General features: G+C 68.3%; 20 protein-coding genes. 9 read left to right on the top strand and 11 right to left on the bottom strand.

The features are described from left to right. Positions 1 to 36: 36 nt before the first annotated feature. The 4 genes from PV781_RS19755 to PV781_RS19740 form a co-directional block, all read right to left on the bottom strand. Complete coding sequence (locus PV781_RS19755) at positions 37 to 1,266, bottom strand: MFS transporter (protein WP_274777343.1); 1,230 nt, start codon at positions 1,264 to 1,266, stop codon at positions 37 to 39. Between the two features lie 144 nt (positions 1,267 to 1,410). Next, positions 1,411 to 2,205: an SDR family NAD(P)-dependent oxidoreductase gene (locus tag PV781_RS19750; protein WP_274777342.1), complete on the bottom strand. Its 795-nt coding sequence runs from the start codon at positions 2,203 to 2,205 to the stop codon at positions 1,411 to 1,413. Positions 2,206 to 2,383: 178 nt separating this feature from the next. Continuing rightward, positions 2,384 to 3,886: a carboxypeptidase M32 gene (locus PV781_RS19745; RefSeq protein WP_274777341.1), complete on the bottom strand. Its 1,503-nt coding sequence runs from the start codon at positions 3,884 to 3,886 to the stop codon at positions 2,384 to 2,386. A 95-nt stretch (positions 3,887 to 3,981) separates the two neighbouring features. Beyond that, positions 3,982 to 4,740 carry a GntR family transcriptional regulator gene (locus PV781_RS19740; RefSeq protein ID WP_274777340.1) on the bottom strand — a complete coding sequence of 253 codons (759 nt, stop codon included), beginning with the start codon at positions 4,738 to 4,740 and terminating at the stop codon, positions 3,982 to 3,984. A 248-nt stretch (positions 4,741 to 4,988) separates the two neighbouring features. Here PV781_RS19740 and PV781_RS19735 point away from each other — a divergent pair, with 248 nt between their 5' ends. From PV781_RS19735 to PV781_RS19720, 4 genes are all read left to right on the top strand, one after another. Further along, the gene (locus tag PV781_RS19735; RefSeq protein ID WP_274777339.1) at positions 4,989 to 5,924 is read left to right on the top strand and encodes a hydroxyacid dehydrogenase; all 936 of its coding nucleotides are present in this window, start codon (positions 4,989 to 4,991) and stop codon (positions 5,922 to 5,924) included. Beyond that, entirely contained in the window at positions 5,921 to 6,925 is a 1,005-nt protein-coding gene (locus PV781_RS19730) for an Ldh family oxidoreductase (protein WP_274777338.1), read from the top strand. The genes PV781_RS19735 and PV781_RS19730 overlap by 4 nt, the downstream gene beginning before the upstream one ends. A gap of 118 nt (positions 6,926 to 7,043) precedes the next feature. Next, the gene (locus tag PV781_RS19725) at positions 7,044 to 7,487 is read left to right on the top strand and encodes an antitoxin Xre-like helix-turn-helix domain-containing protein (RefSeq protein WP_274777405.1); all 444 of its coding nucleotides are present in this window, start codon (positions 7,044 to 7,046) and stop codon (positions 7,485 to 7,487) included. Then, entirely contained in the window at positions 7,484 to 7,966 is a 483-nt protein-coding gene (locus PV781_RS19720; protein ID WP_274777337.1) for an RES family NAD+ phosphorylase, read from the top strand. Before PV781_RS19725 ends, PV781_RS19720 begins: the two co-directional genes overlap by 4 nt. A gap of 64 nt (positions 7,967 to 8,030) precedes the next feature. On the opposite strand, the gene PV781_RS19715 is transcribed toward PV781_RS19720, so the two are convergent. Both PV781_RS19715 and PV781_RS19710 read right to left on the bottom strand, forming a co-directional pair. Next, positions 8,031 to 9,305 carry a UxaA family hydrolase gene (locus PV781_RS19715; RefSeq protein WP_247658150.1) on the bottom strand — a complete coding sequence of 425 codons (1,275 nt, stop codon included), beginning with the start codon at positions 9,303 to 9,305 and terminating at the stop codon, positions 8,031 to 8,033. A 7-nt stretch (positions 9,306 to 9,312) separates the two neighbouring features. Next, complete coding sequence (locus PV781_RS19710) at positions 9,313 to 9,600, bottom strand: UxaA family hydrolase (RefSeq protein ID WP_209104083.1); 288 nt, start codon at positions 9,598 to 9,600, stop codon at positions 9,313 to 9,315. Positions 9,601 to 9,937: 337 nt separating this feature from the next. Here PV781_RS19710 and PV781_RS19705 point away from each other — a divergent pair, with 337 nt between their 5' ends. Continuing rightward, positions 9,938 to 10,909, top strand: a complete 972-nt coding sequence (locus PV781_RS19705; RefSeq protein WP_274777336.1) for a tripartite tricarboxylate transporter substrate-binding protein — start codon at positions 9,938 to 9,940, stop codon at positions 10,907 to 10,909. Between the two features lie 63 nt (positions 10,910 to 10,972). Here the strand turns inward: PV781_RS19705 and PV781_RS19700 are convergent, their stop codons facing one another. The 4 genes from PV781_RS19700 to PV781_RS19685 are packed head-to-tail and all read right to left on the bottom strand — an operon-like array spanning position 10,973 to position 14,873. After that, positions 10,973 to 11,902, bottom strand: coding sequence for a dihydrodipicolinate synthase family protein (locus PV781_RS19700; RefSeq protein WP_274777335.1), 930 nt, complete (start codon positions 11,900 to 11,902; stop codon positions 10,973 to 10,975). A 56-nt stretch (positions 11,903 to 11,958) separates the two neighbouring features. Next, positions 11,959 to 12,957: a TRAP transporter substrate-binding protein gene (locus PV781_RS19695; protein WP_209104080.1), complete on the bottom strand. Its 999-nt coding sequence runs from the start codon at positions 12,955 to 12,957 to the stop codon at positions 11,959 to 11,961. Positions 12,958 to 12,985: 28 nt separating this feature from the next. Continuing rightward, complete coding sequence (locus tag PV781_RS19690) at positions 12,986 to 14,251, bottom strand: TRAP transporter large permease (protein ID WP_274777334.1); 1,266 nt, start codon at positions 14,249 to 14,251, stop codon at positions 12,986 to 12,988. Between the two features lies 1 nt (position 14,252). Continuing rightward, on the bottom strand, positions 14,253 to 14,873 hold the full coding sequence (locus PV781_RS19685; RefSeq protein ID WP_425532430.1) for a TRAP transporter small permease: 621 nt from the start codon (positions 14,871 to 14,873) through the stop codon (positions 14,253 to 14,255). 111 nt (positions 14,874 to 14,984) lie between these two features. On the opposite strand from PV781_RS19685, the gene PV781_RS19680 reads away from it, so the two are divergent. Further along, complete coding sequence (locus tag PV781_RS19680) at positions 14,985 to 15,644, top strand: GntR family transcriptional regulator (protein ID WP_274777333.1); 660 nt, start codon at positions 14,985 to 14,987, stop codon at positions 15,642 to 15,644. A gap of 15 nt (positions 15,645 to 15,659) precedes the next feature. Here the strand turns inward: PV781_RS19680 and PV781_RS19675 are convergent, their stop codons facing one another. Then, entirely contained in the window at positions 15,660 to 16,487 is an 828-nt protein-coding gene (locus tag PV781_RS19675) for a glutaminyl-peptide cyclotransferase (RefSeq protein ID WP_274777332.1), read from the bottom strand. A 246-nt stretch (positions 16,488 to 16,733) separates the two neighbouring features. Here PV781_RS19675 and kdsA point away from each other — a divergent pair, with 246 nt between their 5' ends. From kdsA to PV781_RS19660, 3 genes are read left to right on the top strand one after another with little or no spacing between them, the layout of a single operon-like run. Next, a complete protein-coding gene (gene kdsA / locus PV781_RS19670; protein ID WP_425532429.1) occupies positions 16,734 to 17,624 on the top strand; it encodes a 3-deoxy-8-phosphooctulonate synthase in 891 nt (296 codons plus the stop codon). Then, complete coding sequence (locus PV781_RS19665; RefSeq protein ID WP_274777330.1) at positions 17,621 to 18,358, top strand: 3-deoxy-manno-octulosonate cytidylyltransferase; 738 nt, start codon at positions 17,621 to 17,623, stop codon at positions 18,356 to 18,358. Before kdsA ends, PV781_RS19665 begins: the two co-directional genes overlap by 4 nt. Beyond that, on the top strand, positions 18,359 to 19,351 hold the full coding sequence (locus tag PV781_RS19660; RefSeq protein WP_274777329.1) for a KpsF/GutQ family sugar-phosphate isomerase: 993 nt from the start codon (positions 18,359 to 18,361) through the stop codon (positions 19,349 to 19,351). It begins immediately after the preceding gene. Positions 19,352 to 19,376 lie beyond the last annotated feature (25 nt).

Raw genomic sequence — 19,376 nt, 5'->3', positions numbered from 1 at the left:
GAAGCTGACGCCGCAGGCTTGCGCGGGCCTCCCCGCTCACCCCTTTTCCGCGCCGGAAGGCAGGGCGTCCGCCACCGGGCGGATGGCGAGCGCCGGCAGGATGGCGATGAGCACCAGGACCCCGCCCAGCACCAGGAAGCTCTCCACCGGCAAGGTGCTCAGGAGCCGCGTCAGGAAGCCCGAGAGGAAGACGCACACCGCCACCCCCGCAGCGGAGAGGCCGAGCACCCAGCCGCGCTCCGTCTCCGGCACCCGGCTGGAGGCGGCGGTCAAGAGCGACACATAGCCAAACACATTGGCGATGCAGATGAAGACCGCGAGCCCCATCTGCCCGAGGGCTGGCACCGGCAGGGCGGAAGCGACGAGCAGCGTGCCGCAAATGGCATGGCCGAGAATGGCGATCTTGCGCTCCTCCTTCAGCCATTGGGCCACCCGGCCATAGAAGAAGGCAGAGCCGGCCATGAAGCCGACGCCCATCACCACGGAGAACAGGCCGATGCCGGCGGTGCCGAAGCCGTAGACGCGCTGCATCAGCACCAGGATGAAGGTGTAGTAGATCAGGAAGCCCAGCTGGAACAGGAAGAAGGAGGCGAGCGCCGGCACCGCCGCAGGCCGGTCCTTCAGCCGCGCGAACAGCAGGAAGGGCTGGCTCCAGCTGAACTGGAACGCCCGGCGCGGCGCCTCCTCGCCGAAGCGGGCGCGCGCCAGCAGCCAGGTGTTGAGCGCGCACAGGACCAGCGCGAAAGCGAGCGGAGCCCGGAAGTCGAAATGGCCGAGGCCGCCGCCAATGGCCGGCCCCGCCAGAAGGCCCAGCGTGTTGACGGCGGTGACCTGCGCCATGGCCGCGCCACGCTCCTCCTCCGCCACCGCATCCACCATGCTGGCCTGGGCGATGGGTGCGGTGCCGGACATGAGGCCCGCCACCACCCGGCCGAGGAAGAACAGCCAGAGCCAATTGACCTCCAGCGCCAGCCACATGAGCCCATAGGCCAGCGCCAGGCCTCCCATGCACACCACCAGCGTCCGCCGCCGGCCGAAGGCGTCGGAGAGTTCGCCCAGCAGCGAGCAGCCGAAGAAGGCGCCGATGGGGAAGAGCGAGAAGGCCAGCGCCATCAGCGTGTCGCGGTTCTCCGGCGTGACCTGCCCGCCAAAGCCCGGCCCGTCGAACAGGGACACGATGAGGGGATACATCAGGCCGAAGGAGAAGATGTCCAGGAAGACGGCGAGGAAAAGCGGGCCGTGGCTCCGGAACAGAGCGGTCTTCATCAAGGGCTCCGGGCAGGGGAAGGATGGGCTGCGGCGCCGGGCGGGTGCGACGGACACAGTGCACGAAACCGTCGGCTTTGGCCGCAATAGACTTGGAAAGAAAGCGGACCCCGCCGCTCCCGTCAATCCGCCCGTGGAGTGGCCTCACGCGGGCAGGCGGGTGCCGCCATAGGTGTGCCAGGTGGTGGCCACCAGCCATCCGCAATCCACCGGCAGGTCGATGCCGGTGATGGCGCTGGAGGTGCGTCCGGCCAGGAAGATCACCGCGTCCGCCACCTCTTCCGGCAGCACCAGACGATTGAGCGCCGCATTGCCCGCGAGGTTGGAGACATCCCGCTCCCCCTTGTCGATGGCCGCCTGGAGGGCGGGGGTCAGCGTATAGCCGGGCGAGATGGAGTTCACCCGCACGCCCGCCGGCCCCCATTCGGCGGCCAGGCACCGGCTGATGGCGATCACCGCTGCCTTGGCGGGGGCATAGGCATGCATGGGCACGGAGCGCGAGCCGGTGATGGAGGCGATGTTGATGATGGAGCCGGCGCGGCGCTTCAGCATGCTCCGGGCGAAGGCCCGGCAGCCCAGATAGGTGCCGCGCTGGTCGATATTGATGACTGCGTCCCAGGCCTCCATGGGCAGATCGTGGGGCCGCAGCGGCACCTGGAGGATGCCGGCGCTGTTCACCAGCACGTCCACCGGGCCATACTCCGCCTCGATGGCGGCGGCGCAGCGCTCCACGTCGTCTTCGTGCGCCACGTCGAGGGAGAAGGCGCGCCCGCCAATCTCCTGCGCGACCGCTTGCGCCCGCTCCAGGTCCCGGTCCGCCACCGCGACGCGGGCTCCGGCCGCTGCCAGCGCCCGGGCGCACGCCGCGCCGATGCCGCTGGCGCCGCCCGTCACCACATGGATGCCGGCGGGAAGGGGAGAGGACGAGGGGGCGGTCATGGGCGGCGTCTCCGGTCCGATTCTTTCAATTGGAGCGCGATCCTATCCCATCACGCAGACGCCCGCCCACAGGGTGGCCATCGGCCCGGCGCGGGCCGCAGCCTGCACGCAGAAGGCCGGCCTTTCCGGGAGCGCGACGTTGCCACGTCACGCTCCCCTGAAAGGACGGGCCCGTGCCTCAGGCCTCGTCCACATAGCGCCGGCGCAGATGGGCCTTGAACACCGCTGCATCGAGCGGGCGTCCGGTGGCGCGGGTGAGCAGCTCGTCCTTCTCATAGAGCGAGCCGAGGCCATGGATGTTGGCGCGCAGCCAGCCCACCAGCGGCGCAAAATCGCCCCGCGCGATGCCCGGCAGCACGTCCGGTTCGGCGCGCTTGGCGGCATCGAAGATCTGGGCGGCGGTCATGGCGCCCAGCGTATAGGTGGGGAAATAGCCCCAGCCCCCGCTCGGCCAGTGCACGTCCTGGAGGCAGCCCAGGCGGTCATTGGGCGGCACCACGCCCAAAAGGTCGCGCATCTGGGCGTTCCAGGCGGCGGGCAGCTCGGAGAGGGGCATTTCGTCGCCGATGAGCGCCTTTTCCAACCGGTAGCGCAGGATCACATGAGCGGGATAGGTGACCTCGTCCGCATCCACCCGGATGAAGCCGCGCTCCACCTTGGTGTAGCGCCGCCACAGCGCCTCCGGCTCAAAGGCCGGCCCCGACCCGCCGAAGGCCTCGCGCATGAGCGGGGCGGCAAAGCGCAGGAATTCCTTGCTGCGGCAGGCCTGCATCTCCATCAGCAAGGACTGGCTCTCATGCAGGCTCATGCCGCGCGCGCCGCTCACGGGCTGGTTCAGAACCGCCTGCGGACGGCCCTGCTCGTAGAGGGCATGGCCGGTCTCGTGCATCACGCCCATGAGGGCGCGGGCGAAGTCCGCCGTGTCGTAGCGCGTGGTGATGCGCACGTCATTGTCGGCGCCGCCGCAGAAGGGATGGGTGGAGACGTCCAGCCGCCCGCGATCGAAATCATATCCGAGCACGCCCATCATCTTCACGCCGAGCGCCCGCTGGGCCTCCACCGGAAAGGGCCCTTCCGCCATCGGGTCGGCCGGCCGGCGGGCCTGCACGGCCAGCACCTCCTCGGTGAAGCCGGGCAGGAAGGCGGCGAGATCGGCGAACAGGGCATCGATGTCAGCCGAGCGGCCGCCGGGCTCGTAATCGTTGAGGAGCGCGTCATAGGGCGAAAGACCGAGCTTCTCGCCCTTGGCGCGGCCGATCTCCCGCTGCAGGCGCAGCACTTCCGCAAGGTGGGGCAGGAGGGAGGCAAAGTCCGACTCCGCCCGCGCCGTGCGCCAGGCCATCTCGCAGACCGAGACCGCCTTGCTGGAGGCTTCCACCAGGTCGGAGGGCAGCGCGGTTTCCACCGTGTGGATGCGCCGCACCTCGCGCAGATTGGCGCGCTCCCAGGGGCCGAGGCCGTCGGCATCGGCGCTGTCCTCGGCGGCGGCGAGCAGGTCGCCCACCTTGGGATCGGTGACGAGCCCATGATGCAGCACCCGCAGCAAGGCGAGGCTCTCCGAGCGGGTGCCCACCGCGCCCTTCGGCATCATGGTGTCGTTATCCCACTGGAGGATGCCGATGGCGTTGGAGAGGGCGGACGCCCGCCCGAGATGGGCGGCGAGCTCGCGATAGGCGGCCATGTTCGTTTCCTTGCCTGTTGGCGCGCAGGGTGCCGGCGCACAATGGCACCGGAGCACCGGGGCGTCGATGCCTCCTGACTATGGCGGTGCCGTGATCAGGTAAGGTCAGCCAGGTAGTGGAAGCCATTGGTGAGGCATAGGCTCACCCGCCATTCCACCGGCGTGCCTTCCAGCGACAAGGCGAGCCGGTCGATGAGGAGGGCTGGCGTGCCTTCAGGAACGCCCAGATGGACGGCATCCTCGCCGGTGGCGGCCACCGCCTTCAGTTTCTCGCGGGCGCGGGCGACGGTCACGCCATAGCGGCTGGCATAGAGGCCGTAGAGATTGTTGGGGATGGGCGCCTCGCCAAGGCCGGGAAAGAGCGCGTCCGGCAAGGTGAGGGTCTCGCAGATGAGCGGGGTCTCGTCGAAGGCGCGCAGGCGGCGGATGCGCACCACCCGCGCGTTCGGCCCCAGCTCCAGCGCCGCCCGCTCTGCCGCATTGGCCTTTCCGCGCGTGAGCGAGAGCGGCCGGCTTTCTGGAAAGCGGCGCTCTCCGTCATCGGCCACCAGCTTGAAGAACTGGAACAGGATGCGGTCCTCGTCGTGGCGGCCCACGAAGGTGCCGCGCCCCTGTCGGCGCACCACCAGGTTTTCAGCCGCCATCTCATCGAGCGCCTTGCGCACCGTGCCCTGGCTGACCCCCAGCTCGGCGGCGAGCTGCATCTCGCTGGGCAAGGGCTCGCCGGGCGCCCAGATGCCGTCCACCATGCGGCGGATCAGGGTGTCACGCACCTGCCGGTAAAGCGGCTTGAGGGCAAGGCCCGGGGCAGGGGGCGCCGCATCCGCCGATGTCTTTGTCGTTGTCTTCGCCACGCCGCCCGTCCGCCCAATCACATTGCAAGACTGTGTATAGCCGCCGCCCCTGGGTGGAGGCTAGAGCCGCACCCGAGGCCGTTGGCAGGCCCGGAGATGTCACCGGCGGATGGTGGCCGGCCCGGCGCGTCCAACCCCGTCTTGTCCCAATCTTATATCTTATATATGATAGCAAAATTCGTCGGCCGTTCCCAGCGATTTCATTAGCGCCCCGGCCCCCTCCCGTTCTGCATCCGCACGGACCGTCCATGCCCGATATCGTCGTCACCGAATTCATGGATGAGAGCGCGCTCGCGCCGCTGCGCGCCGCCTATGACCTCGTCTATGACCCCACCCTCGTGGATCGCCCGGCGGATCTCGCCGCCTTGGTGCCGCAGGCGCGCGCGCTGATCGTGCGCAACCGGACCCAGGTGCGCGGCGCGCTGCTGGCGGCGGCGGGCAAGCTGGAAGTGGTGGGGCGGCTCGGGGTCGGCCTCGACAATATCGACGTGGACGCCTGCCGCGCCCGCTCCATCAAGGTATGCCCGGCCACCGGCGCCAACGATCTGTGCGTCGCCGAATATGTGATCTGCGGCGTGCTGATGCTGCTGCGCGGCGCCTATTTCGCAACCGCCGAGGTGGCCGATGGCGGCTGGCCGCGCAACCGCCTCATGGGGCGCGAGGCGAGCGGGCGCACGCTCGGCCTCGTCGGCTTCGGCGCCATCGCCCGGGAGGTGGCCCGCCGCGCCGTGGCGCTGGGCATGCAGGTGGTGGCCTATGATCCCTTCCTGAAGGCCGACCATCCCGCCTTCGGCGAGCACCAGGCGCGCCCCGTTTCCCTGGACGTGCTGCTTGCCGAAAGCGATGCCGTGAGCCTGCATGTGCCACTGACCGATGCCACGCGTGGCCTCATCGGCCCCGACGCGCTCGCCCGCATGCGCGCCGACGCGGTGCTCATCAATGCCGCGCGCGGCGGCGTGGTGGACGAGGCGGCGCTGGCCGACGCGCTGAAGGCCAAGCGCCTGGGCGGCGCCATGCTGGACGTGTTCGACCGCGAGCCCTTGCCCGGCGGCGGCCCGCTGGTGGGGGTGCCGAACCTCATCCTCACGCCCCATATCGCCGGCGTGACCGAGGAATCCAACGTGCGCGTCAGCGCCGTGATCGCCCGCGATGTGGCCCGCGCGCTGGAGGCGCCCCGCTCATGAGCGTCTCCCTGACCCTGGACGAGGCCCGGGCCCTCGCCGTCGCCGTGCTGGAAAAGGCCGGCACCAGCCCCGCCAATGCCCGCGCGGTCGCGGACGCCCTGGTGGAGGCGGAGGCGGACGGCATTGCCAGCCACGGCCTTTCGCGCCTGCCCGCTTATGCGGACCAAGTGGCCTCCGGCAAAGTGGATGGCGCCGCCGTGCCCGTCCTCACCTGGACCGCTTCCGCCGCGTTGCGGGTGGATGCGGGGACGGGGTTTGCCTTCCCCGCCATCGCCGCCGGGCTGGATGCGGCGGCCGAGCGGGTGGCGGAGACCGGGCTTGCCTCCGTCTCCGTGTTCCGCTCCCACCATGCGGGCGTGCTCGGCCATCATGCGGAGCGCATGGCACAGCGGGGCCTCGCCTGTCTGGCCTTCACCAATTCGCCATCGGCCATTGCGCCCTGGGGCGGGTCGGTGGGGCTTTTCGGCACCAATCCGGTGGCCTTCGCCGCGCCGCGCCTGGACGCCGCGCCGCTGGTCATCGACGCCTCGCTCAGCAAGGTGGCGCGCGGCAAGATCATGGTGGCCGCCCAGAAGGGTGAGCCCATTCCCGACGACTGGGCGCTGGACGTGAACGGCAAGCCGACCACTGACGCCAAGGCGGCATTGGCGGGCACCATGGTGCCCATGGGCGATGCCAAGGGCGCAGCCCTGGTGCTGATGGTGGAGGTGCTGGCGGCGGCGCTGACTGGCGGGCAGTTCGGCTTCGAGGCCTCCTCCTTCTTCACCGCCGACGGGCCGTCCCCCGCCATCGGTCATCTCTTCCTGGTGATGGACCCGGCGCGCCTTGGCGGGCCCGAGGCCCTGGCGCGGCTGGAAGTGCTGCTTTCCGCCATCCTGGCGCAGGAGGGCACGCGCCTGCCGGGCGACCGGCGTCTGGGGCTGCGGAAGAAGGCGGAGGCGGCGGGCATCACCGTGCCGGATGCGCTGGCGGCCGATCTGCGGGCGCGCGCGAGCGCCTGATGTATCGCGGGTCGGCGGTGTCCCTGCCGGTCCGCCATTTTCGCGTCACCTTGCGATTCGCCTCATCTGAGACTATTTTTGGTCTCGGATGAACCGGAGGTGGATTGTGACCGCCCATATGCAGGGCGCCCAGACGGCGGCGCAGACGGTGACGCAGGTGCTGGGGCTCCCCGCGCGCGAAGCGCAGGTGCCCTCGCCCTTTGACCTGATGGCGAAGATCGAGGTCGGCCTCCCCCTGCGGGCGCTGGAGCGCATGGCGGCTCTGCTGGCGCCGGGCGATGCGCAGTTCAAGTATCGCCTGGTGCCCAAGGCCACCTATGAGCGCCGCAAGGCCTCCCACCGCCTCAATGCGGAGGAGGGGACGCGGCTTGCGCGCCTCGCGCGGGTGTGGGGGCTGGCGCTGGATGTGTGGCGGGACGAGAAGGAGGCGCGGGACTTCCTCTTCCGCGCCCATGCCATGCTGGAGGACGAGCGGCCCATCGACCTCGTCATCCGCAGCGAGATCGGCGCCGAGCTGGTGCTGGAACTGCTGGGCCGGCTGAAATACGGCACCGCCGCGTGAGCGGGCAGATCCTGGATCGGACACTGACCTGCTACCGGATCGGCGATCCCGATGGCGCCTTTCCCATCTTCGACGCCACCGGCTCGACGCTTGCTCCCGGCCGCTGGAACACGCCGGGCAGCCCGCTCATCTATGCGGCCGAGCATTATTCCACCGCGCTCCTGGAAAAGCTGGTCCATGGCAGCGGCCGCTTGCCGCGCAACCAGCATTTCATCACCATCACCGTGCCCCGTGGCGTGAGCTATGAGGTGTTTTCGGAACCGGTGCATCCCGGATGGGATGCCTTGCCGTCGGGCGTTGCGAAACGCTTCGGCGAGCGCTGGTGCCAGGAGCGGCGCAGCGCCATCCTGCTTGTGCCTTCCATGGTGGCGCGGCTCGACGCCAACATCCTCATCAATCCGGCCCATCCAGAGTTTCATCTCATCACCGCGAGCCTCCACCAGCCGGTCTATTGGGACCGGCGGCTGTTCGGCGGCTGAAGCACCAAATAAAAAGGGCGCCGGCCGGGATGGCCGACGCCCTCTTGTCTGGCGCGGTCGCGGATCAGGCGCTGCGATAGAGCTTGGTCATCACGAACTCGCGGTGGCCGAGGCTCTCGGCGGCCGTAAGGCGGCCATTGGCGGTGCGGATGATCATGTCGATCAGCGCATCGCCCGCCTGCGGGATGGTCATGTCGCGGCGGAGCACGCCGGACACGTCCACGTCGATATGCTCGCCCATGGTGCGGATGGTGCGCGGGTTGCCGGAGATCTTGATCACCGGAACGATGGGATTGCCGATCACATTGCCCTGCCCGGTGGGGAAGGTGTGAACCACATAGCCCGCCGCCGCCATCAAGGTCACGCACTCAGCCGCGGCCGAGGAGGTGTCCATGTAATAGAGGCCCGGACCCTTCGCCGGGGCCTCGGCGGGCTCCAGCGCGTCGATATATTTGCACTCGCGGCCGATCTTCTCGAGATTGCCGAGGGCCTTTTCCTCAATGGTGGTGAGGCCGCCGGCAATGTTGCCCTTGGTGGGCTGGCTGTCGGACAGATCGTCGGTCTTGTGGGCCTCGATCACGTCCTCCTGGTAGGCCTTCCACATCTTGTACCACTTTTCGGCGATTTCCGGGGTCGCCGCACGCTCCTTGCACAGGTGCTCGGCACCGGTGATCTCGGAGGTCTCGCCGAACACGCCATAGATGCCGTGCGGGATCAGCTTGTCATACATGTTGCCCACGGTGGGGCAGGAGGAGAGGCCCGTGGTGGTGTCGCTCTCGCCGCACTTGGTGGAGACCCACAGCTCGGAGATGGAGCAGGTCTCGCGCGGCAGTTCGGTCGCCCACTGCACGAACTTCTTGGCCTGGTAGGAAGCCTTGGCGATGGTGGCGATGTCGCCGTTCAGCTCGATGCCGAAGCCCACCACCGGCTTGCCGGTCTTGGCGATGCCTTCCACCACGCGGTTGGTCCACTGGTCCTCGATGCCGATCACCACCACGGCGGCCACATTGGGGTTGGAGCCGATGCCGATGAGGGTGCGGAAGTGGATTTCCAGGTCTTCGCCGAACTGGAGCCGGCCATAGGCGTGGGGAAGGGCCATGGTGCCCTTCACATTGTTGGCCACCGCCTCGCAGGCGGCGTTGGACAGGTCGTCCAGGGGCAGGATCACCACATGGTTGCGCACGCCGACACGGCCATTCTCGCGGCGCCAGCCGGAGAAGGTCGCATTCTTGTAATCGGCGGAGGCGAGGGTGGTGGGCGTGGCCTTGGTCACGAACTGGTCGGGGGCGCCGCCATTGAAGGGGTTCGGCGCGGTCTGGGCATGGAACATTTCGGACATGGCGGCCTCACCAGCGCTTGGTCTTGGCGTTATGAACGTGGACATGCTCGCCGGTGGCGATGTCCGCCTTGGCGATGCCGATGTCCTGGCCGTACTTCCAGATGGTGTCGCCGGCCTTGATGTCGGTGAGCGCCACCTTGTGGCCGATGGGAACATCCATCTTGGCGGTCAGGTGGAACGCCGAATTGTCGTGGGTGACCACGCACAGCATGTCGGTGCCGGCCTTCAGGCCCTCCACCACCACCACGCCGACGGTGTCCTTCTTTTCGTGAACCAACAGTTGCGGCGCACTCACGCTTGCCTCCTCAGTCTCCAGGGCCGGACCGGTCTTTGAGGCCGCGCCCTGACGCATGTTCCCGCGGATCGCCGGATGGACGAACCAGTTGCGAACCGTGAAGTCTTCTATAAGATATAGGACATAGGAGTCAATGCGGCTCGCAAAATTGTCGGGCCACAAAGACACCGGCCGCCCCCTCCGGGGCGGTGGGAACGGGCTGGAAAAGGACGGTGATGGAAGGACTTGGCTCCTCCAAGGCGGCCGTCCGCCGCCATGCCCGGCACCCGAACGCAAACCGGACAGGCCCGCATCAGACGGGCTGCCGGCAGGGATGGACGTTCAGGGAGAAAAGACGATGAAGTCAGTTTTCAGGACCCTTGCGGCCGGCCTCATGGGGCTGGCCATGGCCGGTGGCGCGGCAAGCGCGGACACGTTCCCGAGCCGCACCATCACCATGGTGGTGCCGTTCGCCGCCGGCGGTCCGAGCGATGCGATCGCCCGCCTTCTGGCCCAGTCCATGTCCGGCACGCTCGGTCAGCAGGTGATCGTGGAGAATATCGCCGGCGCGGGCGGCACCACCGCCGCCGGCCGCGTCGCCAAGTCGACGCCGGACGGCTACACCATGCTGATCCACCACGTGGCGCTCGCCGCCTCGGCCGCGCTCTATCGCAGCCTGCCCTATGACACGCTGGGGGCCTTCGAGACCGTCGGCCTCGTCAATTACGGGCCCATGGTGGTGCTGTCCAAGAAGGACTATCCCGCCAACACTGCGGTGGAGTTGCTCGCGCGGCTGAAGGCGGAAGGCAGCAAGACCACCATCGCCCATGCGGGCGTGGGGTCCAACGCCTATCTGTGCGGCGTGCTGCTCCAGAAGGCGCTGGGCGTGCAGTTCACCGAAGTGGGCTATCGCGGCACCGGGCCGGCCATGAACGACCTCATGGGCGGGCAGGTGGACATATTGTGCGACCAGTCCACCACCGCCGTGCCGCAGGTGCTGGCGAAGTCCGTGAAGGGCTTCGCCGTTACCTCCGACAAGCGCCTGCCGGTGCTGAAGGACCTTCCCACCCTCCAGGAGGCCGGGCTGAAGGGCTTCGACTTCATCATCTGGCACGCGCTCTACGTGCCCAAGGGCACGCCGGCGGACGTGGTGGCCAAGCTCAACGGCGCGCTCAACAAGGCGCTGGACGACGCCACCATCCAGGCGCGCTTCGCGGACGTGGGCACCTCCGTCTTCCCCGCCGCCGAGCGCACGACGCAGGCCCACCGCAAGCGCTTCGAGGCGGAAGTGGCCACCTGGAAGGCGGCCATTCCGACGCCGGTGCAGTGAGGCGCGGGTCTTCGGTCCTCTGAAAAAGGCAACGCCCGGTCCGCGCGGACCGGGCGTTTTCGTTCAGGCCGCGACCTTCAGGCCCACTTCGGGCAGCGCCGGGCGCTTGGCGAGGGCGGCGGCCATGAGGGCCTCGATCTCGGCCTTTTCCTTCTCGGGCAGCTCCAGGCGCGGCGGGCGGGTGCGCCAGGTGCCGCGGCCCATGATGTGCTCGCACAGCTTGATGCACTGGACGAGGTCCGGGCGGGCATCCAGGTGCAAGAGCGGCATGAACCACTCATAGAGCGACATGGCCTCGGCGAAGCGGCCCTGCTTGGCCAGGCGGAACAGCGTCTCGCCCTCGCGCGGGAAGGCGTTGGACATGCCGGACACCCAGCCCACCGCGCCCATGGCGATGCTCTCCACCACCACGTCGTCGAGGCCGGCGAACATCACGAAGCGGTCGCCCACCTTGTTGCGCACGTCGATGAAGCGGCGCGTGTCGCCGGAGCTTTCCTTGAAGCAGACGATGGTGTCCACATCTGCCAGCATGGCCAGGATGTCGGGGGTGACGTCGTTCTTGTAGATGGGCGGATTGTTATAGACCATGACCGGCAAGTCGGTGGCCTTGGCCACGCCCCGGAAATGGGCGGCGGTCTCGTGGGGCTTGGAGGAATAGACCAGAGCCGGCATGACCATGATGCCGTCGAGGCCGACGCGCGCGGCCTCCTTGGCGGTGTCGGCGGCAAACGCGGTGGTGAATTCCGCGATGCCGCAAATCACCGGCACGCGGCCGGCGGCGGTGGACTTGGCGGCCTCCATGAGGGAGACCTTCTCGGCCGTAGTCAGCGAGCAATTCTCGCCCACCGTGCCGCAGATGATGAGGCCGGACACGCCGTCCTTGATGAGGGCGTCCATGACGCCGGCCGTGGCTTCCACGTCGACGGAGAGGTCCTCGCGGAACTGGGTGGTGACGGCGGGAAACACGCCTTCCCAGGTGATCTTGGGCGTCATGGCTCGTTGGGTCCTTCGGGAAATGGGAGGCGGGCGCGGCCCGCCCCGTTGGGGGATCAGAGGGTCGCGCCGACCTTGCGCAGCTCGGCGAGGATGGGGGCCTTGGGCAGCCAGATCTTGTCGTACTCGGCGATGATGGTCTTGGTCTCGGCATCGCCCACCTTGGCCTCGCGCATGGCGATGCCGGTGCCCTTGAACTTCTCGATCAGCACCGGCTCGTTCACCACCGTCTCTTCCACCTGGGCGTCGAGGGCGGCCTTGGTGGCCTTGGTGATGAGCGCCTTGTCTTCCGCCGACAGGCCCTGCCACACGCGGCCCGAGACCAGGGCGACGCAGGGCATGAAGATGGCGTTCATGCGCAGCATGGTCTTCGACACCTTGTCGAAGCGCTGGTTCCAGGAGAAGTCGAGGTCCGCCTCCAGGCCGTCCACCTGCCCGTTGCTCATGGCATCGAACACCTGCGGGGTGGGGATGGGGGTCGGGGCGGCGCCGAGCAGCTGGTAGAAGTCCTTGTAGGCCGGCGTCGTATTGATGCGCAGCTTCATGCCCTTGAGGTCGGAAAGGCCCTCGATGGGCTTGGCCGTGAACACCACGCGCATGGTGGTGATGCCCCAGGCCAGTCCCACCGTGCCGGTCTCGCGCGGCAGGAGGTCGAACAGGCTCATGGCCACCGGCGTCTTCACGAGCTTGGCCACCTTGGCGGTGGAATCCACGATCCAGGGCGCGTTGATGGCGGCGATGGCGGGCACGCGCGAGCCGAGCTCGGCGGTCATGATGAAGCCCATGTCGAGGGCGCCGGTCTGCATCTGCTGCAGCATGGCGCCTTCATTGCCCAGCTGGCCGGAGGGGAAGACGGTGATGGAGAGGCGACCATTGGTCTCCTTCTTCAGCGTCTCGCCCACCTTGATGGCCGCCTCGTTCCAGGGATGGCCCGGAGGCGTGATGATGCCGAGGCGGAAATCCTTCGCCTGGGCCCGCGCAATGCCGGGCGCGGCGAGGGGAAGCGCGGCGCCTGCCGCTGCGGCAAGCATGAAGCGTCGACGGTCGAGGGTCATGACAGGCTCCTGGAAGGTTTCAGGTTTGTTATTTGCTCAAGGCGGTCGACAGGACCGGGAACACGGACAACAGGACCAGCAGGCCGCAGGCGGCGAAGAAGAAGGGCAAGGTGACGATGAACATCTTACCGGGCTTGGCCCCCGTCACCGCCGAGGCCACGAAGAAGCACAGGCCGACCGGGGGCGAGAGGAAGCCCAGCACCAGATTGATCACCACCACCACGCCGAAATGGATGGGGTCGATGTGGTAGACCTCGGTGGCGATGGGCAGCAGGATCGGCACGGTCATGATGAGACCGGGCGCGCCGTCGATCACCGTGCCGATGATCAGCAGCACCACGTTCAGCAGCAGCATGAAGGTGACGGGATCGTGCGCCGCGCCCTGCACCCAGCCGGCCACTTCCTGCGGCACCTTGGCGTAGATGAGCACCCAGGTGAACACCGCCGCCGCCGCCACCAGGAACAGCACCGCCGCCGAATAGATGCCGGCGCGCAGGAACATGCCCGGCAGCTGCGAGAATTTCAGCTCCTTGATCCAGTAGCGGCCCACCAGAACCGAGGCGACCGCGCCGATGACGGCGGCTTCCGTGGCATTGGCAAGGCCGGTGAGGATGGAGCCGACAATGACGAACGGGATCAGCAGGGTGGGCGCGGTCTCGATCACCACGGCGAAGCGCTGGCGCAGCGACATCTTCTCGCCGCGGGGATAATTATAGACGAACCCCATGAGCGCGATGACGATGCAGAACAGGCCGGTCAAGAGCACACCGGGAATGATGCCCGCCACCAGCATGTCGGACACCGGCACCTGCGCCATCACCGAATAGATGACGAACATGATGGAGGGCGGGATGATGGGCCCCAGCATGCCCGCATAGGCGGTCAATCCGGCGGCGAAGGTCTTGTCGTAGCCCTTCTTCTCCATCTCCGGCACCAGGATCTGGGACATGATGGCCACCTGCGCGGTGGCCGAGCCCAGGATCGAGGACACCAGCATGTTGGCGACCATGTTCACATAAGCGAGGCCCCCCTTGATGGAGCCCACGAACGCCATGGACAAATCGATGATGCGCCGGGTGATGCCGCCGCCATTCATCAGCTCGCCGATGAGGATGAAAAGCGGGATGGCGATGAGGCCGTAGCTGTCGACGCCACCGAACAACTGGGTCGGAAAGGTCTGGTAGAGCAGCGGGTTGCCGGTGGCCTGGATGAACACGATGCAGGTCAGGCACAGGCACAGGCTGATGGGCAGCCCCACCAGCATGAGCGCGACGAAGGCGGCGGTGGAGATCATGTCAGCTCACCCCTTCCGCCGAGCCGAGGTTGGCTTCACGCACCGGCGGGGTCACCCATTCCAGGTCCTCCAGAAGATTGGCGAGGCCGTGCACCACCAGCGAGAGCGCGAAGATCGGCATGATCAGGCTCACCAGCCAGGTGGGCCAGCGCAGGGTCTGGGTCTGCTCGGTGTAGAGGAAGTTGAAGGTCTGGGCGGCGTGCTCGCGGGCGTCAAAGCCGGCCGCCGCGATGCCCACGGGGTCCATCCACACCCAGCACATGGCGGCGAGCGCGCCGCCGAAGAAGACGAGCAAGCCGGTTGAGATGACCCGCGCCACCTTGGCCTGGGCCGGGGAAAGACGCTCGGTGAGCAGCGTCACCGAGAAATCGAGCCGAAGCCGGCTCATGGCGGAGGCGCCCACGAAGGTCAGCCACACCACCGTGTAGATGGAGGCCTCGTCCACCCAATAAAGCGGCAACCCGGAATAGCGGGTCACCACGTTCAGCATGATCAGACCGGTGAGCAGCATCATGAGCCCGGCCACCGCCTTGCGTTCCACTTTCAGCAGGGCCTCGGAGGCGCAGGTGACAAAGCGGAATGCCTCCGCCGGCCCCTGCCGTGGCTGGGTTGCTGCTGTCATTGCTCGCTCGCTGGTCAGGCCCAAAAATAGGGCTTCCGTCATCAATGTAGATTTTATACATTTTCGCCGTCAACGGCTTTTTCGCACTTTTTTCATTCCCTGGATCCCGCAATGAATCCGCGCCTGAAACACCGCACCCTGTCGGCCGCCATCGTGGATGAGCTGCGTCGCGCCATCCTGGGCGGGGCCTATGCGGCGGGGACCTCCCTGCGGCAGGATGCGCTGGCGGAGGCCTATGGGGTCAGCCGCATTCCGGTGCGCGAGGCGCTGTTCCAGCTGGAGGCGGAAGGGCTGGTGCGGATGGTGCCCCAGAAGGGGGCCATCGTCTCCGAATTGTCGCTGGACGAGATCAACGACGTGTTCGAGCTGCGCGCCATCCTGGAGCCGCGCCTGCTGGCCCGCTCGGCGGACGCCTTCACGGACGCCGATTTCACAAAGCTCGACGACATCCAGGCCCGCTTCGTGGCGGCCACCACCGCCCGCGATGTCAGCAGTTTCGGCGTGCTGAACGCGGAATTCCACCTCGCCCTCTATGCCCATGCGGTGCTGCCCCGCACCCAGGGCATCGTCGTCTCCCTGCTCCAGACCTCGGACCGCTACACGCGGGTGCAATTGTCCAGCCGGGAGGCCATGGAGGTGGCGGTCCGCGAGCATGCCGCGCTGATCGCCCTGTGCCGGGCGCGGGACGTGGCGGGGGCGTGCGCGCTCCTGGCCTCGCACATCGAGACAGTCCAGTCCGACCTGCTGCGGGTGGTGGCCCGCACGCCGTGAGGGACCGCGGCTGCCTCAGCTTTTGCCGAACGGGATGAGGTCAATCTCCCAGACCTGCGGCCAGCACTTGCCGGTCACCAGCAGGTGGCGGGTTTCCGCGTTCCAGGCGATGCCGTTCAATACCAGCGGATAGGTGAGGCGGGCCGGGTCGGGATTGAGGCCGGTGAGGTCGATCCAGGCGGTGAGCGCGCCGGTGCCGGGGTCGATCACGGCGATATAGGGCGTCTGCCAGACATTGGCGTAGACCGCGCCCTCCACATATTCCAGCTCGTTGAGGAAGCCCACCGCGCCGACCGCGTCGTGCGCGTAGATCTTGCGCACCTCCTTGAAGGTGACGGGATCCCGAAAGGCGAGCGCGGACGAGCCATCGCTCATGATGAGATGGGTGCCGTTCTGGGTCAGGCCCCAGCCCTGTGCGCCGAAGGTGAAGCTGCCGGTTCGCGTGAGGGTCGAACGGTCATAGGTGAAGGCGGTGTTGGAGAGATAGGTCAGCTGGTAGACCGTGTCGCCGATCACCGTGACGCCCTCGCCGAATTCGGACGCGTCCAGGACCACCTGCCGGAGGACCTGTCCGCTCTCCAGATCCCATTCCATCAGGCGGGACTGGCCATAAAGGCCCGTCCCCTCGAACATGGAGGCGCCCACTTTCACCAGCCCTTCCGTATAGGCGGTGGGATCGTGGGGATAGACCCGCGCGACCTTGAAGCCGAGGACCGGGATCGCCGTCTGGTCGTGGATGCGCCCGCGTGGAAAGGCATCGTGCCCCTTGGGAAGGCCATCGGGGTGTTGCGCGCCGGCCGGGCGCGGGGCGGCGCCGGCAAGGAGCGCGGCTGCGCCCGCCACGAGGAGGCTCCGGCGGGTGGTCCCGGAAGAGACGCCCGAACCCAAGCCCGAACCCAAGCCCGAGCCTGAGCCTGCCCCTTCTTCGCTCCCCTGCATTTTCCCCGCATCCACGCTGTGCCTCCCCTCGGTACCGGCGCGGCCGTTTGGCGGATCATCGCCAGGGATTGGCTGGCTTGTCCATGGGGCGCGTGATCCCCTCCCGCCATCGCCTCCCGCCTTGCCCTTGCCACGCGGCGAGCGTTAAGGATGCGCGCGGCGCACGCTGCGCCTCAGCGAGAACGAGCCTTGACCCTGTCCCCCCATTCCGTCGTGCCCGTTGGACCCGTCCGCTTCGGCAACCACCTGCCGCTGGCGGTGATCGCCGGCCCGTGCCAGCTGGAAAGCCGCGCCCATGCCCTGGAAGTGGCGGGCGCGCTGAAGGAGATCGCGGACCGCCTCGGCATCGGGCTCGTCTATAAAACCTCCTTCGACAAGGCCAACCGCACCAGCGCGGGCGCGCAGCGCGGGCTGGGCCTTGAAAAATCCCTGCCCATCTTCGCCGAGATCCGCGAGAGCCTGGGCCTGCCCGTCCTCACCGACGTGCATGACGCCGCCCAGTGCGCCGCCGTGGCGCAGGCGGTGGACGTGCTCCAGATCCCCGCCTTCCTGTGCCGGCAGACCGACCTCTTGCTCGCCGCCGCCGCCACCGGGCGGGTGGTGAATGTGAAGAAGGGCCAGTTCCTCGCCCCCTGGGACATGGCCAATGTGCTCGACAAGATCGTGGGCGGCGGTAATCCCAATGTGCTGCTCACCGATCGCGGCACCTCGTTCGGCTACAACACCCTGGTGTCCGATTTCCGTGGCCTGCCCATCATGGCCCGCACCGGCGCGCCGGTGATCTTCGATGCCACCCATTCCGTGCAGCAGCCGGGCGGGCAGGGCACCAGTTCCGGCGGCCAGCGGGAATTCGTGCCGGTGCTCTCCCGCGCGGCGGTGGCGGTGGGGGTCGCCGGCCTCTTCATCGAGACCCATCCCGATCCCGACCATGCCCCCTCCGATGGCCCCAATATGGTGCCGCTGAAGGAATTCGAGCCGCTGCTGCGGCAGTTGATGGCGCTGGATTCCCTGAGCAAGGCGCAGCTTTCGGGGGCCGCATGAGGCCCGTCGTCCTCATTCCCGCCCGCATGGCCTCCACCCGCCTGCCGGGCAAGCCTTTGGCGGACTTGAATGGCGAGCCCATGATCGTGGCGGTGTGGCGCCGGGCGCTGGAGGCGGATGTCGCCCCGGTCTGCGTCGCCACCGACACGGTGGAGATCGCCGACGCCATCCGCGCCGTGGGGGGCGAGGCGGTGATGACCGCCGCCGACCACGCCTCCGGCTCCGACCGCATCTTCGAGGCGCTGGGCCGGCTCGATCCGGACGGGCGCTATGACGCCGTGATCAATGTGCAGGGCGACCTGCCCACCGTTGCCCCCGACACGCTCCGTGCCGCCGCGCTCCCGCTTGCGGATTCGGAGGTGGCCATCGGCACGGCGGTGGCCCTCATCACCCGCGCCGAGGAGAAAGAGGCCTCCAGCGTGGTGAAGATGGTGGGATCGCCGCTGGGCGGCGGTCGCTTCCGGGCGCTCTATTTCACCCGCGCCCGCGCGCCCTGGGGCGAGGGGCCGCTCTATCACCATATCGGCCTATATGCCTGGCGCCGCGCGGCGCTCGCGCGCTTCGTGGCCTTGCCGCCCTCGGTGCTGGAGCAGCGCGAGAAGCTGGAGCAGCTGCGGGCGCTGGAGGCGGGGATGCGCATCGACGCCATGGAAGTGGCCGAGGTGCCGCTGGGCGTCGACACGCCCGAGGACCTGGAGCGGGCGCGCGAGATGCTGGCGGCCCGAGGGATCTGAATGACCGACGCGACCCACACCCTCACCGCCCGCGACGAGGCCCGCCGCACGCTCGAACTGGAGAGCGACGGCCTGAACGCGCTGCGCGCCGCCATGGACGGGCCGCTCGGCGCGGCGGTGGAAGAGACCTGCGCCGCCATCCGCGCCGCCCGGGCCAAGAATGGCCGGGTGATCGTCACCGGCATGGGCAAGTCCGGCCATGTGGCGCGCAAGATCGCCGCCACCTTGGCCTCCACGGGCACCCAGGCCTATTTCGTCCATCCGGGCGAGGCGAGCCATGGCGATCTCGGCATGATCGGCACCGAGGATCTGGTGCTGGCTTTGTCCTGGTCGGGCGAAGCGCCGGAATTGGCGGACATCATCGTCTATACCCGCCGCTTCCAGGTGCCGCTGGTGGCGATCACGGCGCGGGCGGAAAGCGCGCTCGGCACGGCGGCCGACATTGCCCTTGTGCTGCCCGTCATGCCCGAGGCCTGCCCCAATGGCCTTGCCCCCACCACCTCCACGGTGATGCAGATGGCCATGGGCGATGCCATCGCGGTGGCGCTCCTGTCGCTGCGCGGCTTCACGGCGCAGGATTTCCGGGAATTCCATCCCGGCGGCAAGCTGGGCGCGCGGCTGCGCAAGGCGTCCGACCTCATGCATGCGGGCGAGGACGTGCCCCTCGTGCCGCTCGGCCTGCCGCTCTCTCAGGCCATCGTGGAAATGACCTCCAAGCGGTTCGGCGTGACGGGCGTGGTGGACAAGGACGGGCGCCTCGCCGGCGTCGTCACCGACGGCGACCTGCGCCGCGCCTTCCGGGGCGGCTTCGTGGACCGGCCGGTGGACGAGGTGATGACCCGCGCGCCGCGCACCGTGGGGCCGGACATGCTGGCCCAGCAGGTGCTGGCGCTCCTGAATTCCGTGTCCATCACCTCGGTCTTCGTGGTGGAGGCCGGCCGACCGGTGGGCATCGTCCACATCCACGATCTGCTGCGCGCCGGGGTGATGTGATCCCCGGCGGCCGCTGCCTGGCGCC

The organism is Aquabacter sediminis (genome assembly GCF_028863665.1).
GTDB lineage: Bacteria > Pseudomonadota > Alphaproteobacteria > Rhizobiales > Xanthobacteraceae > L1I39.
The sequence above is the reverse complement of the archived record's forward strand: the minus strand, read 5'-3'. Positions and strand labels throughout refer to the sequence as shown.

Excerpts from the sequence above, each read along its gene's own strand:
- PV781_RS19755 (WP_274777343.1), bottom strand. The coding sequence starts at position 1,266 with ATGAAGACCGCTCTGTTCCGGAGCCACGGCCCGCTTTTCCTCGCCGTC.
- PV781_RS19750 (WP_274777342.1), bottom strand. The coding sequence starts at position 2,205 with ATGACCGCCCCCTCGTCCTCTCCCCTTCCCGCCGGCATCCATGTGGTG.
- PV781_RS19745 (WP_274777341.1), bottom strand. The coding sequence starts at position 3,886 with ATGGCCGCCTATCGCGAGCTCGCCGCCCATCTCGGGCGGGCGTCCGCC.
- PV781_RS19735 (WP_274777339.1), top strand. The coding sequence starts at position 4,989 with ATGCCCGATATCGTCGTCACCGAATTCATGGATGAGAGCGCGCTCGCG.
- PV781_RS19730 (WP_274777338.1), top strand. The coding sequence starts at position 5,921 with ATGAGCGTCTCCCTGACCCTGGACGAGGCCCGGGCCCTCGCCGTCGCC.
- PV781_RS19725 (WP_274777405.1), top strand. The coding sequence starts at position 7,044 with ATGCAGGGCGCCCAGACGGCGGCGCAGACGGTGACGCAGGTGCTGGGG.
- PV781_RS19715 (WP_247658150.1), bottom strand. The coding sequence starts at position 9,305 with ATGTCCGAAATGTTCCATGCCCAGACCGCGCCGAACCCCTTCAATGGC.
- PV781_RS19705 (WP_274777336.1), top strand. The coding sequence starts at position 9,938 with ATGAAGTCAGTTTTCAGGACCCTTGCGGCCGGCCTCATGGGGCTGGCC.
- PV781_RS19700 (WP_274777335.1), bottom strand. The coding sequence starts at position 11,902 with ATGACGCCCAAGATCACCTGGGAAGGCGTGTTTCCCGCCGTCACCACC.
- PV781_RS19695 (WP_209104080.1), bottom strand. The coding sequence starts at position 12,957 with ATGACCCTCGACCGTCGACGCTTCATGCTTGCCGCAGCGGCAGGCGCC.
- PV781_RS19690 (WP_274777334.1), bottom strand. The coding sequence starts at position 14,251 with ATGATCTCCACCGCCGCCTTCGTCGCGCTCATGCTGGTGGGGCTGCCC.
- PV781_RS19685 (WP_425532430.1), bottom strand. The coding sequence starts at position 14,873 with ATGACAGCAGCAACCCAGCCACGGCAGGGGCCGGCGGAGGCATTCCGC.
- PV781_RS19680 (WP_274777333.1), top strand. The coding sequence starts at position 14,985 with ATGAATCCGCGCCTGAAACACCGCACCCTGTCGGCCGCCATCGTGGAT.
- kdsA (WP_425532429.1), top strand. The coding sequence starts at position 16,734 with ATGCGCGCGGCGCACGCTGCGCCTCAGCGAGAACGAGCCTTGACCCTG.
- PV781_RS19665 (WP_274777330.1), top strand. The coding sequence starts at position 17,621 with ATGAGGCCCGTCGTCCTCATTCCCGCCCGCATGGCCTCCACCCGCCTG.
- PV781_RS19660 (WP_274777329.1), top strand. The coding sequence starts at position 18,359 with ATGACCGACGCGACCCACACCCTCACCGCCCGCGACGAGGCCCGCCGC.